Here is a 14,729-nt window from a genome sequence, read left to right as displayed (position 1 = left end):
GTCATTGCAAGGGAGCAACACATGACAGCGATCACGCGTAGATCAGTCCTCGGCGCCGCCGTCCTCGCGGCCGTCGTTCCCGTCGTGGCCGGCACGGGTCGGGCCGTGGCGGCCGACGCCGACATCGACCTCACCGGCTGGACCCGTCTGGGCATCGGCGACGAGTTCACCGATCCGGACCGCAGCTCGGGCTGTGGTACCCGCACTCGGGGGTCGGCGTGTTCCGGGACGCCAACGTGTCCTTCTCCGGTGGAGAGCTCCATCTCGCGGCCCGAGCCGAGAAGGTCGACGGGTACTCGTACACCTTCGGTGCCGTCGAGTCGGTCTTCGACCTGCCGGGCCTGTGCACCTACGTCGAGGTGCGTGCCAGGGCCCTGCCCTCCGCCGCCCGGGTGCTGTCGGCCACCTGGATGCAGTCGTCCAACCTCGACGGCGGTCCGTCCCTGCTCACCGGGGCCGAGCCGAACCCGGAACTCGACGTCGAGGAGACCTTCGACCACACGAAGATGAACATCGCGACCCATGTCTGGCCCGACAACACGGAGGCCACCCATCGAGGGTTCGGCGGGCATGCCTTCCCGACCGGTGTCGACATCTCGCGAGACCACCACACCTACGGCGTCGAGCGTCGCGACGGTCTGCTCCGGTTCTACTTCGACCGTCACCTGGCATGGGAGACGAAGCCCGGCGACCCCTCGCTGTGGCGGATGTCCCGGCACATGGTCCTCAGTCTGGAAGGCCACCTGGGAACCCCGATCGACAGCCAGCTCCCGGCCAGTTTCGACGTCGACCATGTGCGTGCCTGGTACGCCCCCAACCCGGCACTCGAGCCCGGCGACTACCGGTTGGCCAGTGCTGACGGACGGTACCTGGCGGTCCGTGACGGCGTCCCGACCGTGCAGAGCCAGCCCCAGACCTGGCACGTGGAGCGGCACGACGACTGCACCTACAGCCTCTCGACCACTGAGGGGGCCGTTCTGGGCATCGACAGCAAGGCCGGCAGGCACGAGGTCGTCGTCGGCGCCGGGCGAGTGACGACCTCCGACGCCGCGGGCAGCCTCAACCGCTGGCACCTGCTGGTCGAGGGTTCCGGTCGGACGCTGCACTCGAAGTTCACCGGTCTGCCGGTGGTCCTGGCCGACGGTCGGGTGGTCGAGGGGCCGGACTCCGCCACGGCCGCGGTGTGGACGATCGCGGCGGTGACCCCGTCGCCGACGCCGAGCCCGTCGCAGACCCCGACGCCCGAGAGCCCGTCGTCCTCGACGCCCGCCGGTCCCGGACAGTCGTCCCCGACGCCCTCCTCTCCGGGCGTCTCGACGCCGGCCCCGTCCACTCCGGCCGCCTCCGGCACCGCCCCGTCCAGGCCGGACATGCCGCGCAACCCCCTGCCGAGGACGGGGGAGTGAACCCGATATCGTCCGGTGCATGGAGCGTGACCCGGCCATGGTGAGGCGCCCGTGGTGGCCGCCGCGGATGGCCGACGTCGCCGAGCGCTCGGGCGTCTCCTTGGCGACGGCGTCGCGCGCCCTGGCACGACAGGGTGACGGCGAGGCGCCCCTCCCGCACGCGACCGCGCAGATCCTCGAGGTGGCCACCCAGCTGGGCTACCGGCGGACCGCCCCCGACGTCGCCCGGCTGCACGTGCTCGTCTCCGACATCGGCCGAACCGGCTACTGGGCGACTCTCTCGGGGGTTCTCAGCGCGGCCCTCGACCTCGGCGTCGAGACCTCCCTGCACGTGCTGGCCGGGTCCCCGGCCAGACGCCGGGAGACCCTGCAGTGCGCCCTCGACACCCGGGTGGACGGGGTCGTCGTCCTCGAGTTCGACTCGCCGAGCGTCGCCGTCCTGCCGGAACTGCCGGTCGACCTGCCGGTGGCCATCGCCGGTGGTCGGCCCGAGGACGGACCGGGTCAGGTGCTCGGCGTGGACCCTTGGCGCAGGGCGTGGACCGATGACCGTGCCGGCGCCGTCACCGCGACCGAGTATCTGGCCGACCTCGGTCACCGGCGCATCGCCTACGTCGGTGTGCCGGCCGCCGGCCACCCCGACCCGCGACGCGAGGGATGGCGTCAGGTGTTGGAGGCCCGGGGCATGACGATGCTCGATCCCTTGGCCACCGGGTGGTCGGTGGAGACCGGCATGAGGGCGGCGCGAGCGGTGAGGGCGGCCCGCGCGACCGCCGTGCTGTGCGGCAACGACGACCTGGCCATCGGGCTCATCGCCGGCCTCGATCGCCTGGGCCTGCGGGTCCCCGAGGACGTGTCGGTCGTCGGCATGGACGACCATCCTCACGCCGCGGCCACCCGCCCGGCCCTCACGACGGTGCGACTCGACTTCGCGGCCGTCGGCGAGGCCGCCGCGCGGCTGGCCCTCGGCGGGGATGCCGCCAATGGGGTGCTCGGCGGGGATGCCGCCAATGGGGTGCTCGGCGGGGATGCCGCCAATGGGGTGCTCGGCGGGGATGCCGCCGGTCGGGTCCCCCGCGAGGGTGACGTCGCCGACGAGTGCGGCGCGGCCGGGATCGTCGAGATACCGACCTCCCTCGTCATCCGTGGATCGGCAGCCGCACCGATCTGCTGACCGCCCCCTGTCGTGGTAGGACCATGATCATGGAACCCATGACCGCCCTGGAGACCTCCGCCCGGATCGCTGCCGGTGAGGTCGGCGTCCTCGAGGTGGTTGACGCCGCCCTGGCCGCCGCCCACGCCGACGAGTGCCACGCCTGGACCTGGATCGACGACGACGGCGCTCGTCGCACCGCCGTCGAACTCCAACGTCAGCTCGACTCCGGCCAGATCCATCCGGGACCGCTCCTCGGCGTCCCCTGCCCCGTCAAGGACCTCAATGCACTGGCCGGCGCCCCGCGGGCGGTCGGCAGCCTGGCCGTCGGAGGCGTCCCGTCCGACCACGACGACGGCATCGTCACCCGTCTCAAGGACGCCGGGGCCATTCCCCTCGGGACGACCACCGCCCCCGAGTTCGGACTGCCCTGCTACACCGAACCCGACGGGCGTCCGGCCACCGTCACCCCCTGGGGCCACGGCCGGATGGCCGGCGGCTCCTCGGGTGGCGCGGCGGCCGTCGTCGGCGCCGGCCAGGTGCCCATCGCCCAGGGCTCCGACGGCGGCGGGTCGATCCGCATCCCGGCCTCGTGCTGCGGGGTCGTCGGCCTCAAGCCGAGCCGCGGCCGCGTCTCCGCCGGCCCGTACGGCGTCGACGGGCCCGGCCTCGTCTCCGGCGGCGTCCTCACCCGCACCGTGCGCGACACCGCCGCCGCCCTCGATGTCCTGTCCGAGCCATGGCCCGGCGACCCGTTCAGCGCCCCGGCGCCCACCGGATCCTTCCTCGCCGCCTGCGAGCGAACCCCGGCGCGACTACGCATCGGAGTGCTGCGCGAGCCGGTCATCGCCGAGACGGACGTCCATCCGGCGGTCCTGGCCGCCCTCGACGGGACGGCGTCCCTCCTGGCGTCCATGGGCCACGAACTCGAGGAGACGAGCGCCCCGTTCGGCCCGCGCGAGTGGGACTCCTTCCGTTGCGTCTGGGAGGTCGGGGCCGCTTCGATCCCGGTCTCTCCCGGGCGTGAGGAGTTCATGACGCCGATGTCGCGCTGGCTACGGGCGGAGGGTCGACGTCGGACCGGCGTCGACCTGGCCGAGGCCCTGGCCGGCATCCAGCTGGTGGCCCGTCGGGTGGGGGAGGACTGGCAGCGATTCGACGTCGTCCTCAGCCCCACCCTGGCCCAACCTCCGCTGCCGGTCGGGGCGCTGCGGGACGACGCCGACCCGGCGGCTGACTTCGAGGCCCAGTGTCGGTTCACGCCATGGACGAGCCTGTGGAACATCACCGGGCGTCCGGCGATGAGCCTGCCCCTCCACACGGCGGTCATCGACGGCGTCGAGCTGCCGATCGGAATGATGATCGGCGGGCGGATGTACGACGAGGCGCGTCTGCTGGCCCTCGGGTGTGTCCTGGAGGAGGCGGGGCGGACCAGCCGCTGACGCGGTCCCCTCCGGTGCTGACGCGGGGCTCGGAGGTGTTGGCGCGGGGCTCAGAGGTGCTGGCGCACGGGCCCGTACCGCACGGGCCTGGGCTGGTACGGCACCGGGCCGCGCGCCACGCGGATCCCGACCCACCGTTCGAACCACCGCCGGCTCGTCGGCAACCACACGAGCACGAGTCCGGCGACGGCGAACGGGGCCCCGATCCATGCCGACCAGCCCAGGGTCACCGCCAGGGCTGCCGTGCCGATCCCACCGATCGCCCCCCAGCGCACCCAGCGTCGGGCGAACCACGTGTTCACCGCGAGGATGCCGGGCATGGCGGTCATCGCCATGCCGATCGCGGTCATGAGCGTGACGAGCAGCACCGAGGCCAGTGAGCCGGGACGGGGATGGGTCCAGGTCATGAGATGCGTCGCGCTGGAGAACGTCCTCATGTGGATCGACCCCCACCAGGCCAGCGCCAGCCCGACCGCCGAGGCCACCGACGCCGCCGCGAAACAGGCGGTCGCGGCGACCGCCGTCCCTGGTCGACGCGGGATGCCCTCGGGGTCGAATCCCGCAGTGGGCTCCAGCGGGGGAAGGGTGAGGATGCCCGAGGGATCGTCGGCGATGAGTGGCGCCCCGGTGGGTTCCGGGAACGCCGACCATGGCTGGCTCTGGGTCGGGTAACTCTGGGACACCGTGCTCCTGGCTTCGTGGGCTGCTGGACTCGTGGGCTGTTGGACTCGTGGGCTGCTGGACTCGTGGTCGGCGGGACGGGGTGCCGCCGCCCTCCAGCTTACGGTGCTGCACCGTTGACGTGGGGGAGCTCACGCGGGTGCTCCACACGCGGGGGTGCGCCTCACCGATCGAGCCGTCCCGGACGGACTCAGTCCGTCCGTCGGTGCAAGGTCGCAGTCCCGCCGATGACCGCCAGGACGATGAACCCGGCGAGGATCACGCAGTCCCGGGCGACGTCGTGGCCCGAGTCGGTGCGCGTCGCCAGGGTGTTCATGGCGTCGACCGCGTACGACAGCGGCAGGACGTCGGAGATCCACCGCAGGACGTCGGTGAGCTGGTCGCGAGGCACGAGCAGCCCGCACAGGAGGAACTGCGGCAGGATGAACGCGGGCATGAACTGCACGGCCTGGAACTCGGTGCGCGCGAACCCGGAGGCCAACAGTCCCAGGCAGGTGCCCAGGAGGGCGTCGAGGATGGCGACGACGACGAGCTGCCAGGCCGGCCCGACGAGGTCGAGCCCGCACACCCATACCGCGAATCCCGTTGCGACGAGGGCCTGGAGGGTCGAGAGCAGACCGAAGGCCAGGGCGTAGCCGGCGACGAAGCCGGCCTTCGTCACGGGCGTCGTCCACAGTCTCTCGAGGGTGCCCGAGCGACGCTCACGCAGGGTCGACACGCTCGTGATGACGAACATGACGACGAGGGGGAAGACGCCGAGCAGGGCTGGCCCGACCCGGTCGAAGACCGCCTGCTGATGGGCGTGGTAGATCCACGCGAGCAGCCCGATGAGCAGGCACGGGACGACGAGGACGAGGGCGATGGTGCGTGGGTCGTGGCGGATCTGGGTGAGGACCCGTCGTGAGGTGAGCAGGGTTCCGGTCATCGGTCGGCCTCCTCGGTGCGTGGGGCGGCGTGGCGAGGTGCGCTCGTCGTCGCGGTGGAATCGGTGGCACCGGCACGACGAGCCGGCGCATCGGGATCGGCGTCACCGATGAGGGCGAGGAAGGCGCCCTCGGCGTCGGCAGCGCCGGTGCGCTCGAGGAGATCCGGCAGGCTCTCCTGGGCCAGCACCTCGCCCTGCCTGATGAGGACGAGCTGGTCGCACCGGGAGGCCTCGTCCATGACGTGCGAACTCACCAGGAGGGTCGTGCCGTCGTCGGCGAGCCGGTTGAAGAGGTCCCACAGGGAGACACGGAGCACCGGGTCGAGACCGACCGTCGGCTCGTCGAGGACGAGGAGGTCGGGTGATCCGACGAGGGCGCAGGCCAGCGAGACCCGCGACCGTTGCCCTCCCGACAGTCGCCCGGCGAGCTGGTTGCGGTGGTCGACGAGGTCGACCTGGTCGAGCACCTCGTCGGCGCGCGTCCTCGGGGCCCCTTGGAGGGAGCCGAAGTAGCGGAGGTTGTCGATGATCGTCAGGTCGTCGTAGATGCTCGGTGCCTGGGTGACGTAGCCCACCTTGCGGCGCAGGGAGGCGCTCCCGGCCGGTTTGCCCAGGACGGTCACCGTCCCTCCAGCCACCTTCTGGACGCCGACGATGGCCCGCATGAGGGTCGACTTGCCGGCCCCGGACGGTCCGAGCAGGCCGGTCACCAGACCTGAGGGGATGTCGAGGTCGAGCCCGTCGAGGACCGTTCGGCCCCCTCGCCGGACCTGCAGGCCGCGCACCTGCACCGCTGAGTTCGTCATGACGAGAATGCTAGGGAGTCAGGCGTGTCGGGCACGGGGAGTGGGCCCTGGTGATGAATTCGGATCGACGGTGCCGGTGAGGTAGTGCTGGATCGTGGGGCCGACCGTCGCGGCCACCTCCCAGCGATCCATCGACGCCAGCGGCTCCACGTGAATGACGTAACGGGCCAGACCCATGCCCATGATCTGGCTGGCGACCAGGTCGGCGCGCAGGTCGCGCTGGTCCGGGGCGCAGAGGGCGGTCAGCCGGTCGATGATGATGTCTGTGATGAATTCGGCGGCGTTGCTCGTGCCACCTGAGTCGGCGAGTTGGCCCAGGACGACCTCCTGGAACCGTCCGGCGAGATCCGTCGACTCCCACAGGTTGGTGAAGGCCAGGACGAGCGCACGTCCCCGCACCCCCGAGGGCACCTCGGTGAGGGCCTCGAGGACCACGGCCGGATCGGCCCGGACATCGATGAGGGCGACGAGGAAGAGTTCGGTCTTCGAGCCGAAGTAGTGGTGGACGAGGGCTGGGTCGACCTCGGCCCGGCGGGCGATGGCGCGCAAGGACACGGCCCTGAAGCCCCGGTCGGCGAAGAGTTCCTTGGCGGCGTCGACGATCTGGGCGCGGGTGTCGGGGGAGCCGGGGCGCCGCCCTCGTCGCCGTGGCGAGGGGGTCGACGTCGTGTCGGGCGTGGACGGATCGGTCTGCATCACGGGCCCTCCTGACGACCTCGTCATGGCGGGAACACTATCGGAGCGGCCGACGTTGCTAGGGTAGTTGACGCATCAATCACCAGGGGGCGGCATGAAGAAGCTCGGGTTCCTTTCGTTCGGTCACTGGCAGCCGGTGTCGGGGTCGCGCACGCGCACGGCCCAGGACTCGCTACTCCAGGCCATCGATCTGGCCGTGGGGGCCGAGGAGATCGGTGTCGACGGCGCCTTCTTCCGGGTGCATCACTTCGCCCGACAGCTCGCCTCCCCCTTCCCGCTGCTGTCGGCCATCGCCTCGCGCACGTCGAGGATCGAGATCGGCACCGGGGTCATTGACATGAGGTACGAGAACCCGCTGTACATGGCCGAGGAGGCGGCGTCCTCCGACCTCATCAGCCAGCAGCGACTCCAGCTCGGGGTGAGCCGGGGGTCGCCCGAGTTCGCCCTCGACGGCGCCACCGCCTTCGGCTACCACCCCGCCGAGGGGTCGACGCTGGCCGACCAGGCTCGCGAGAAGACACAGTTCTTCCTCGCCGCGATCCGGGGTGGTGGGGTCGCCGACGCCGACCCCCAGCAGGTGGGCTTCCGTGGCAAGCTCGCCATCCAGCCCCAGTCTCCGACCCTCCACGAGCGCATATGGTGGGGTTCGGGCACGACCGGCACCGCACGGTGGGCGGCGTCGTCGGGGATGAACCTCATGTCCTCGACGCTCCTGTCGGAGGCCGGTGAGGTGCCCTTCGACGAGCTCCAGGCCCGTCAGCTGCGCGCCTACCGTGAGGCCTGGCGGGAGGCCGGACATGACCGGGAGCCGCGCATCTCGGTCTCGCGCAGCGTCCTGCCCATCACCACGGACGAGGACCGCCGGTACTTCGGCGGGTCGGGGGAGGACGACCAGGTCGGTCTGCTCGAGGGGATCAGGGCCACCTTCGGGCGCACCTACGTCGGTGAGCCCGACGTCCTGGCCGAGGAGCTCTCCCGCGACGCAGCCGTCCAGGAGGCCGACACGCTGCTCGTCACGGTGCCCAACCAGCTCGGCGTCGACTACAACCTCCACCTGCTCGGGACCATCGTCCGGGACGTCATGCCCGCCCTGCGCTGACCGGCCCTCCCGGGGCCGACGCGGACCGTCCGGGTCACCCCTCCCGCCGCAGCATGGGCTCGTCGTGCAGGGTGGTCGGGCTGTCGTCCTCGAGCCCGAGCAATGCCCGGATCCCGAGCACCGCGGCTCCGCGCGACCACCGGTTCCGGTCGTGCTCGAGGACGACGACCTGCGGCAGGTCGAGCCCGTGCGGGCGCACGCTGGCCATCCCGGTGAGCATCGCCTCCCGATGACGCTGCGCCGTCGCCGCCCCCTCGCCCGCGACGAGGGTGACGGTGGGCAGGGTGAAGGCCGCCGCCGTCGCCACGAGGACTCCGAGCCGGCGGGCCCGCGTCGTGCAGGCCTGCACCGCCGCCGGATCGCCGGCCCCGTCGAGACGCAGGATCTGTCCGGCCCCGACCCCCGGGCGTCCGCCGGCCTGCTGGAAGAGGTCGACCAGGGCGAGGTTCTCGAGGAACTGGGCACCGGGCAGGGTCGTGCCGTCGACGTCGGTGAGCTTGAGGGTGCCCAGGACCCGGCCGGCGTCACGCCCCCGGACGAGGGTGCCCGAGCGCACCGCGCAGAACCCGATGCCCGACCCCACCGTGACGACGTTGAAGTCGGAGCGGTCGCGGGCGGCCCCGAACCAGCTCTCGCCGAAGGTGAGGCACTCGACGTCGTTGCCGATGATCGCCGGTATCCCGGTGTGCTCCTCGACGAGGTCGGCCAGCCGGACGTCATGCCAGCCCAGCAGGTGGGCGCGCTCCACGGTACGGGCGTCGGAGGTGTTGCCGCCCAGGCCGATGCCGATGGCGTCGACCCGGACGGTCGTCGGGAGCGCGGCGGTGACGGCGTCGACGACCTCCCGGGGTGAGGTGCTGCCCGTCTCGAATCGACGTGACTCGATCGGGTTGCCGCGTAGATCGGTGAGGGTGCACGTCACCAGACGCGTCGCGACGTTGACCCCGAGCACGTGGGCCCGGTCCGGGTCGACGTCGAGGGGTACCTGGGGCCGGGCCCGGCCATGGATGACCGGTTCGCACTCGATGAGCACCCCGCTGGCGACGAGGGGTTTGGCCAGTCGGGTGATCGACGCCGCCGACCGGTCGAGCCGCTCGGCCAGTTCCGCGCGGGTGATCGGCCCGTGCAGCAGCACCTGGACGGCCAGGCGTCGTTCGGCCTCGGACGGTCGCGGGAACGGGCTTCTCACAAGGCCCACATCGTACGACCCGGACCCGTGTGGACGGTCCATCGGGCACCTCCTTGACATCACTAAATTACGGAGCAACAATAAATCATCCGGCGATCGACGAAGGAGTAGTCATGATCGACCACCTGCCACGACCGGCAGGCCCGCAGGGCGCGGGTCCCGGCGGGCACTCACCGACGCGCAGGACCTTCCTCAAGGGAGCCGCCGCCCTGGCGGCCCTCGGGGCCGTCGGCGGACTGGAGGGCTGCGCGGGATCGGGGTCCAAGGACGTCGAGCTGTTCCAGTTCAAGTCGGAGGCCATCAGCTACTTCGACACCCTGTGCAAGAAGTTCAGCGCCGAGCACCCCGCCCACCCGGTGCGCCAGAACTTCCAGGCCGACAACATCGCCTCGCTGCGGGTCCGCCTCGTCAAGGGCAACATCCCCGAGGGCATCACCATCAACGGCGACTACAACTTCGGCGCCCTGGCCCGCACCGGCATCTTCGCCGACTGCCGCGCGCTGCCCTCCTTCTCCAAGGTCATCCCCTCGGTCGGCCAGATCCTCGGCACGCTCGGCCGTGGGGGCGAGGGCCAGGTCAACGGCCTGCCCCTGTCGACGAACGGCTCGGGGATCATCTACAACACCCAGATCTTCGAGAAGCACGGCATCGAGCCGCCGACGACCTGGGACGAGCTCATCGGCGTCTGCGACAAGCTCAAGGCGGCCGGCGTCGCCCCCTTCTACTGGGCCTTCAAGGACAACTGGACCGGCGCGCCGATGTTCTCCTCACTGTCGGGGGACACCCTCACCGAGGGGGTCGCCGCCTGGTACCAGAAGCGCAAGGCCGGGCAGGTGACCTTCATGGACACCTACCGCCCCATCATGCGCAAGATGAAGCAGATCGCCTCCTACGGCAACACGAACAAGTTCGAGCTCGGCTACAACGACGGCAACCAGGGATTCGCCCAGGGCAAGGCCGCCATGTACGTCCACGGCACCTACGCCATCCCGGCCATCCGCTCCTACAACGCCAAGATCCCGTTGGGCACCTTCGCCATGCCGGCCGACGAGGAGAAGAACACCAAGGTCGTCTCCGGTGTCGACGTCGCCCTGACGATGCCGCCGTCCTCGCCGAACCATGACGTCGTCGTCGAGTTCTTCGAGGCCCTCATGAGCCCCGACGCCATGAAGGCCTACTGCGACGCCCAGGTCGCCTACCCGACCCTCACCGGCACCTCGACGAGCGACTCGGCCCTCAAGGGCCTGCAGCCCTACTTCGACGCCGGCCGGATCGCGACCTACTCCGACCACAACTTCCCGCCCTCGATGAACCTGTCCGCCTACATGCAGCAGTTCCTCATCAACGGCGACGTGGACGCCTTCGCCCGCACCCTCGACCAGCAGTGGGACCAGGTCATGGCCCGACTCCAGAAGACCCAGTGAGGAGGACCGATGTCCCTGTCAATCACACCCCGCGCGGCGACGCCGAAGGCGCCCGGTTCGCGCCGTACCCTCCGACCGGTCGGTGACCACCGCCGCATCGAGGGGGCCTACCTTTGGATGCTCGTCCCGGCGTTCATCGGCTCTTCAGGATCCAGGGTGTAGTCGGGGTCTGAATCCTCCGGTCTCCAGGAGTGATCTGGTGATGTAGTGGGTGAGGTTGCGGAATCCCAGGGCGATGCCGCGGAGGTGTTCGAGTCTGCCGTTGATGGCTTCACTGGGCCCGTTCGAGGTCCCGGGGTGGTCGAAGTAGGCCAGGATGTCGGCGGCTCTCTTCTTCAGGGTGTGGCCCAGGGTGACCACTTCGGGCAGGGCCTTCGGGACTTTGGTGGCGATCGCGTCGATGAGGTGGGCCATGATGCGTCTGCCCTCGGCACGGTTCTCGGCGCGGTAGGCGGCCACGATCTCCTGGTAGACCGCCCAGGTGACCTGGACCGGGGCGTGGGCGTGGGCGGCGAACGCCTGTTCCAGGCGGGCGGCCTGCCGGTCGGTTAGCAGGTCCCGGCCCGTGTGCAGGGTCAGCCTGACCCCGAACAGGGGGTCGCCCGCCCGGCCCCGATGGCCCGTGGTGTCCTGCTGGACGCGTTGGCGGGTGACATCGAGCTGGTCGCCGGCGAGCTGCACGACGTGAAACGGATCCACGACCTCGACCGCGGCCGGGAGTTCTTCGGCGGCTGCGGTCTTGAAGCCGGTGAACCCGTCCATCGCCACGATCTGGATGCGGTCGCGCCAGGCCTGGTCGCGGCCGGCGAGCCAGGTCTTGAACACCTTCTTGGAACGTCCGGCCACCATGTCGAGCAGCCGGGAGGCCCCGGTGCCGTCGCGTCTCGGTGTCAGGTCGATGATCACGGTGACGTACTTGTCACCACGGCTGGTGTGGCGCCACACGTGCTCGTCGACCCCGATGACCTCCACGCCCTCGAAGCGGTGCGGGTCGTCGATGAGCCGGCGGGTGCCCTCGGCCAGCACCGCATCGTTGGCGGTGGTCCAGTCCACCCCCAGACCAGCGGCGATACGGGAGACCGGCAGGTGATCGAGCACCAGGCCCTCCAGTGCCCAGGCCAGCCCTCCCCGCGACAGTTTCGCCCTGGCCTGGGCGGCCTGGTCGGTGTTCTGGCGCCACACGTGTCCGCAGCCGGTGCACCGGTACCGGCGCACCCGGATCTGAAGGATCGTGGGCCGGTGGCCCATCGGGGTATGGGCCAGCCGGCGGATCACCGTGTCACGAGGGACCCCCTGGCATCCGCACCAGTGGCACCAGTCGTCGGGGGCGACGACCCGGCAGGCCAGGACCGTCTCCTCGTCACTGATCAGCTGGCCGGTGACCTCCAGACCGAGTTCGTCCAGACGGGCGAATGTGGTCAGGTCGGGGGCGCCGAAGGTAGCGTGGTTCATGGAGGACCTTGCGATTCACGAGGACGGGACTTAAGACACTCCGATCCTCGCGCAGGGTCCTCCCCCCACGCACCCCGGCCCCACAGGCCAACTACAGCAGACTCTCACACAGTCAAGTCACAACTACACCCTGGATCCTGAAGAGCCACTTCACCTCACCGCCTGACCCCCACCCAGCAGACGAAGTGACACCACTCAAAGGGACTTGACCTAGGCGGGGAGGACGCCGAACGGAAAATCGATGCGCTTCCGAAGACGGGCTCACCCCCGCATAGGCGGGGAGGACGTTTACTTTGGGCGAGGGTGCGGGTACGGATAGGGCTCACCCCCGCATAGGCGGGGAGGACCCTTCTTCCCAGTCTCAACAAGTACACGACTGGGGCTCACCCCCGCATAGGCGGGGAGGACGTGGGTATCTCTCAGGACATCCGTAGCAAGCAGGGCTCACCCCCGCATAGGCGGGGAGGACCGCTACCACCTCAGCAACATTCCCCCGTGCTGGGGCTCACCCCCGCATAGGCGGGGAGGACACCGTGTGCATTCACCGCTGTTGGGCCGCTGGGGGCTCACCCCCGCATAGGCGGGGAGGACTTCGTGGCGTTGGTGGCGGCGCTGCTGGTGTTGGGCTCACCCCCCGCATAGGCGGGGAGGACCCCCAGGTGCCGCCGTTCGAGTCACCGGTGAAGGGCTCACCCCCGCATAGGCGGGGAGGACCCTGATTGGCAGCTATGCGCCCCCTGAGCATGGGGCTCACCCCCGCATAGGCGGGGAGGACGGCCGTCGGGCCGCCACCGCCGCCGTCGACTGGGGCTCACCCCCGCATAGGCGGGGAGGACTTCTGGAGATGGTTGTGCGCAGGTCGTGTGCCGGGCTCACCCCCGCATAGGCGGGGAGGACGCGCACCACATCCATCCGGCCATGACATGCCGGGGCTCACCCCCGCATAGGCGGGGAGGACGACGGCCGCACTGTCACGATCAAGCGTGACAGGGGCTCACCCCCGCATAGGCGGGGAGGACGACCCTCAGATCGGCGGCCGCTCCACCCTCGAGGGCTCACCCCCGCATAGGCGGGGAGGACGTAGGCACGCCGGCTGACTTGGACCGTCTCGAGGGCTCACCCCCGCATAGGCGGGGAGGACGCCAACCTCGACTTGCTCGTGGCCACCGAATGGGGCTCACCCCCGCATAGGCGGGGAGGACTGAGGCTCTGGGAGGTGGTGGGGTGGGGAGATGGGCTCACCCCCGCATAGGCGGGGAGGACAGCGCAAGGCCCTGTACGGGGTGGCCACAGCGGGGCTCACCCCCGCATAGGCGGGGAGGACGCGACGTCGATGCTGCTGTAGCCGGGCGCGTAGGGCTCACCCCCGCATAGGCGGGGAGGACTTGATCGTGCGGCGTCGGCAGTGCGGCAGATGGGGCTCACCCCCGCATAGGCGGGGAGGACCTGTCTCCAGTATTCCGACAAGGCATGGAATGGGGCTCACCCCCGCATAGGCGGGGAGGACAGTGCCGCGGAACGCCGTGAGCACGCGGCGGCGGGCTCACCCCCGCATAGGCGGGGAGGACAGTCGCTGACTCCGGTGTGGCGGCGGGTCTGGGGGCTCACCCCCGCATAGGCGGGGAGGACTTACTGCCAGACAGCCCAGCCCACGCAGCCGAGGGCTCACCCCCGCATAGGCGGGGAGGACTCTGCGTCCCGGGTCAAACCGTTGACATGTCTGGGCTCACCCCCGCATAGGCGGGGAGGACGGACATGGCGGCCGCAAGGTCCAGCGGGAACCGGGCTCACCCCCGCATAGGCGGGGAGGACATTCCGAGGGCCTCGCGCACGTCCCCGATGCGGGGCTCACCCCCGCATAGGCGGGGAGGACCACGGCACAAGCGGGTCAGCGCGCACAAGCCGGGGCTCACCCCCGCATAGGCGGGGAGGACTGTGGCGAGTTTCTACTTTTTCACCCGACTCTAGGGCTCACCCCCGCATAGGCGGGGAGGACGGACCAGCAGCGTGTCACCCATCCGATAACACGGGCTCACCCCCGCATAGGCGGGGAGGACACTTGCCGACAACGGCAAACATCGGAGCCTCATTGAGATGCAACTGTACTCGGCCTACCTCCTTGACGCCTTCCGACGGCGTGCCGCTGAGCTCCATCCTGCGCGAAGGCCAGGCGACTGCGTCGACCCACTCGGTCGCCTCACGAGCTTGAGACCGTCGAAGTCGACGACGTCCCAATCATGGCGATGTACGCGGAACTCGAAGCGTTGCTCCCCACGCACCGAGTACACCAAGACCGCCCGGCCATCGCGGCACATCTCAACGACTCGGCTCCACAGGGCATCCCTGATCCGCGCAGGAACATGCCCGACGAATACTCCGGGACTGATCTCGAGCAGCCATCGTGTGAGATGGCCGCGCAGCCCTGCAGGGCAGGCAGTGAGGACGAGCACGACCAC

General features: G+C 70.4%; 12 protein-coding genes and 1 CRISPR repeat array. Of the genes, 5 read left to right on the top strand and 7 right to left on the bottom strand.

The genetic code is table 11. The features are described from left to right. Nucleotides 1-218: 218 nt before the first annotated feature. From E0E30_RS11160 to E0E30_RS11150, 3 genes are read left to right on the top strand one after another with little or no spacing between them, the layout of a single operon-like run. Nucleotides 219-1,406, top strand: coding sequence for a family 16 glycosylhydrolase (locus tag E0E30_RS11160; RefSeq protein WP_245306584.1), 1,188 nt, complete (start codon nucleotides 219-221; stop codon nucleotides 1,404-1,406). Between the two features lie 19 nt (nucleotides 1,407-1,425). Further along, a complete protein-coding gene (locus tag E0E30_RS11155) occupies nucleotides 1,426-2,580 on the top strand; it encodes a LacI family DNA-binding transcriptional regulator (RefSeq protein ID WP_245306583.1) in 1,155 nt (384 codons plus the stop codon). Between the two features lie 23 nt (nucleotides 2,581-2,603). Next, complete coding sequence (locus E0E30_RS11150) at nucleotides 2,604-4,001, top strand: amidase (protein WP_130866338.1); 1,398 nt, start codon at nucleotides 2,604-2,606, stop codon at nucleotides 3,999-4,001. Between the two features lie 50 nt (nucleotides 4,002-4,051). Here the strand turns inward: E0E30_RS11150 and E0E30_RS13820 are convergent, their stop codons facing one another. The 4 genes from E0E30_RS13820 to E0E30_RS11130 all read right to left on the bottom strand — a co-directional run bounded on the left by E0E30_RS13820 (nucleotide 4,052) and on the right by E0E30_RS11130 (nucleotide 7,109). Beyond that, nucleotides 4,052-4,684, bottom strand: a complete 633-nt coding sequence (locus E0E30_RS13820; protein WP_342588119.1) for a hypothetical protein — start codon at nucleotides 4,682-4,684, stop codon at nucleotides 4,052-4,054. A 188-nt stretch (nucleotides 4,685-4,872) separates the two neighbouring features. After that, complete coding sequence (locus tag E0E30_RS11140; protein ID WP_130866337.1) at nucleotides 4,873-5,607, bottom strand: ABC transporter permease; 735 nt, start codon at nucleotides 5,605-5,607, stop codon at nucleotides 4,873-4,875. Continuing rightward, nucleotides 5,604-6,413, bottom strand: coding sequence for an ABC transporter ATP-binding protein (locus E0E30_RS11135; protein WP_130866336.1), 810 nt, complete (start codon nucleotides 6,411-6,413; stop codon nucleotides 5,604-5,606). Before E0E30_RS11135 ends, E0E30_RS11140 begins: the two co-directional genes overlap by 4 nt. An 18-nt stretch (nucleotides 6,414-6,431) precedes the next feature. Then, nucleotides 6,432-7,109 carry a TetR/AcrR family transcriptional regulator gene (locus E0E30_RS11130; RefSeq protein ID WP_245306684.1) on the bottom strand — a complete coding sequence of 226 codons (678 nt, stop codon included), beginning with the start codon at nucleotides 7,107-7,109 and terminating at the stop codon, nucleotides 6,432-6,434. Between the two features lie 94 nt (nucleotides 7,110-7,203). On the opposite strand from E0E30_RS11130, the gene E0E30_RS11125 reads away from it, so the two are divergent. Next, nucleotides 7,204-8,208: an LLM class flavin-dependent oxidoreductase gene (locus tag E0E30_RS11125; protein WP_130866334.1), complete on the top strand. Its 1,005-nt coding sequence runs from the start codon at nucleotides 7,204-7,206 to the stop codon at nucleotides 8,206-8,208. Nucleotides 8,209-8,242: 34 nt separating this feature from the next. Here the strand turns inward: E0E30_RS11125 and E0E30_RS11120 are convergent, their stop codons facing one another. Next, complete coding sequence (locus E0E30_RS11120; RefSeq protein WP_167853932.1) at nucleotides 8,243-9,397, bottom strand: ROK family transcriptional regulator; 1,155 nt, start codon at nucleotides 9,395-9,397, stop codon at nucleotides 8,243-8,245. A gap of 113 nt (nucleotides 9,398-9,510) precedes the next feature. Between E0E30_RS11120 and E0E30_RS11115 the strand changes: the two genes are divergently transcribed. Beyond that, entirely contained in the window at nucleotides 9,511-10,821 is a 1,311-nt protein-coding gene (locus E0E30_RS11115; protein ID WP_130866332.1) for an ABC transporter substrate-binding protein, read from the top strand. Between the two features lie 144 nt (nucleotides 10,822-10,965). Here the strand turns inward: E0E30_RS11115 and E0E30_RS11110 are convergent, their stop codons facing one another. Together E0E30_RS11110 and cas2e are read right to left on the bottom strand one after the other, a co-directional pair. Next, the gene (locus E0E30_RS11110; RefSeq protein WP_130866331.1) at nucleotides 10,966-12,273 is read right to left on the bottom strand and encodes an ISL3 family transposase; all 1,308 of its coding nucleotides are present in this window, start codon (nucleotides 12,271-12,273) and stop codon (nucleotides 10,966-10,968) included. A 257-nt stretch (nucleotides 12,274-12,530) separates the two neighbouring features. Continuing rightward, a CRISPR array of direct repeats spans nucleotides 12,531-14,330; the repeat unit is 29 nt; unit sequence GGGCTCACCCCCGCATAGGCGGGGAGGAC. Nucleotides 14,331-14,384: 54 nt separating this feature from the next. Beyond that, entirely contained in the window at nucleotides 14,385-14,729 is a 345-nt protein-coding gene (gene cas2e / locus E0E30_RS11105; protein ID WP_130866878.1) for a type I-E CRISPR-associated endoribonuclease Cas2e, read from the bottom strand.

Origin of the sequence: Acidipropionibacterium timonense (assembly GCF_900605005.1) — a bacterium.
In the GTDB taxonomy this organism is placed as follows: domain Bacteria; phylum Actinomycetota; class Actinomycetes; order Propionibacteriales; family Propionibacteriaceae; genus Cutibacterium; species Cutibacterium timonense.
This window is presented reverse-complemented; position numbering and strand designations above follow the sequence as displayed.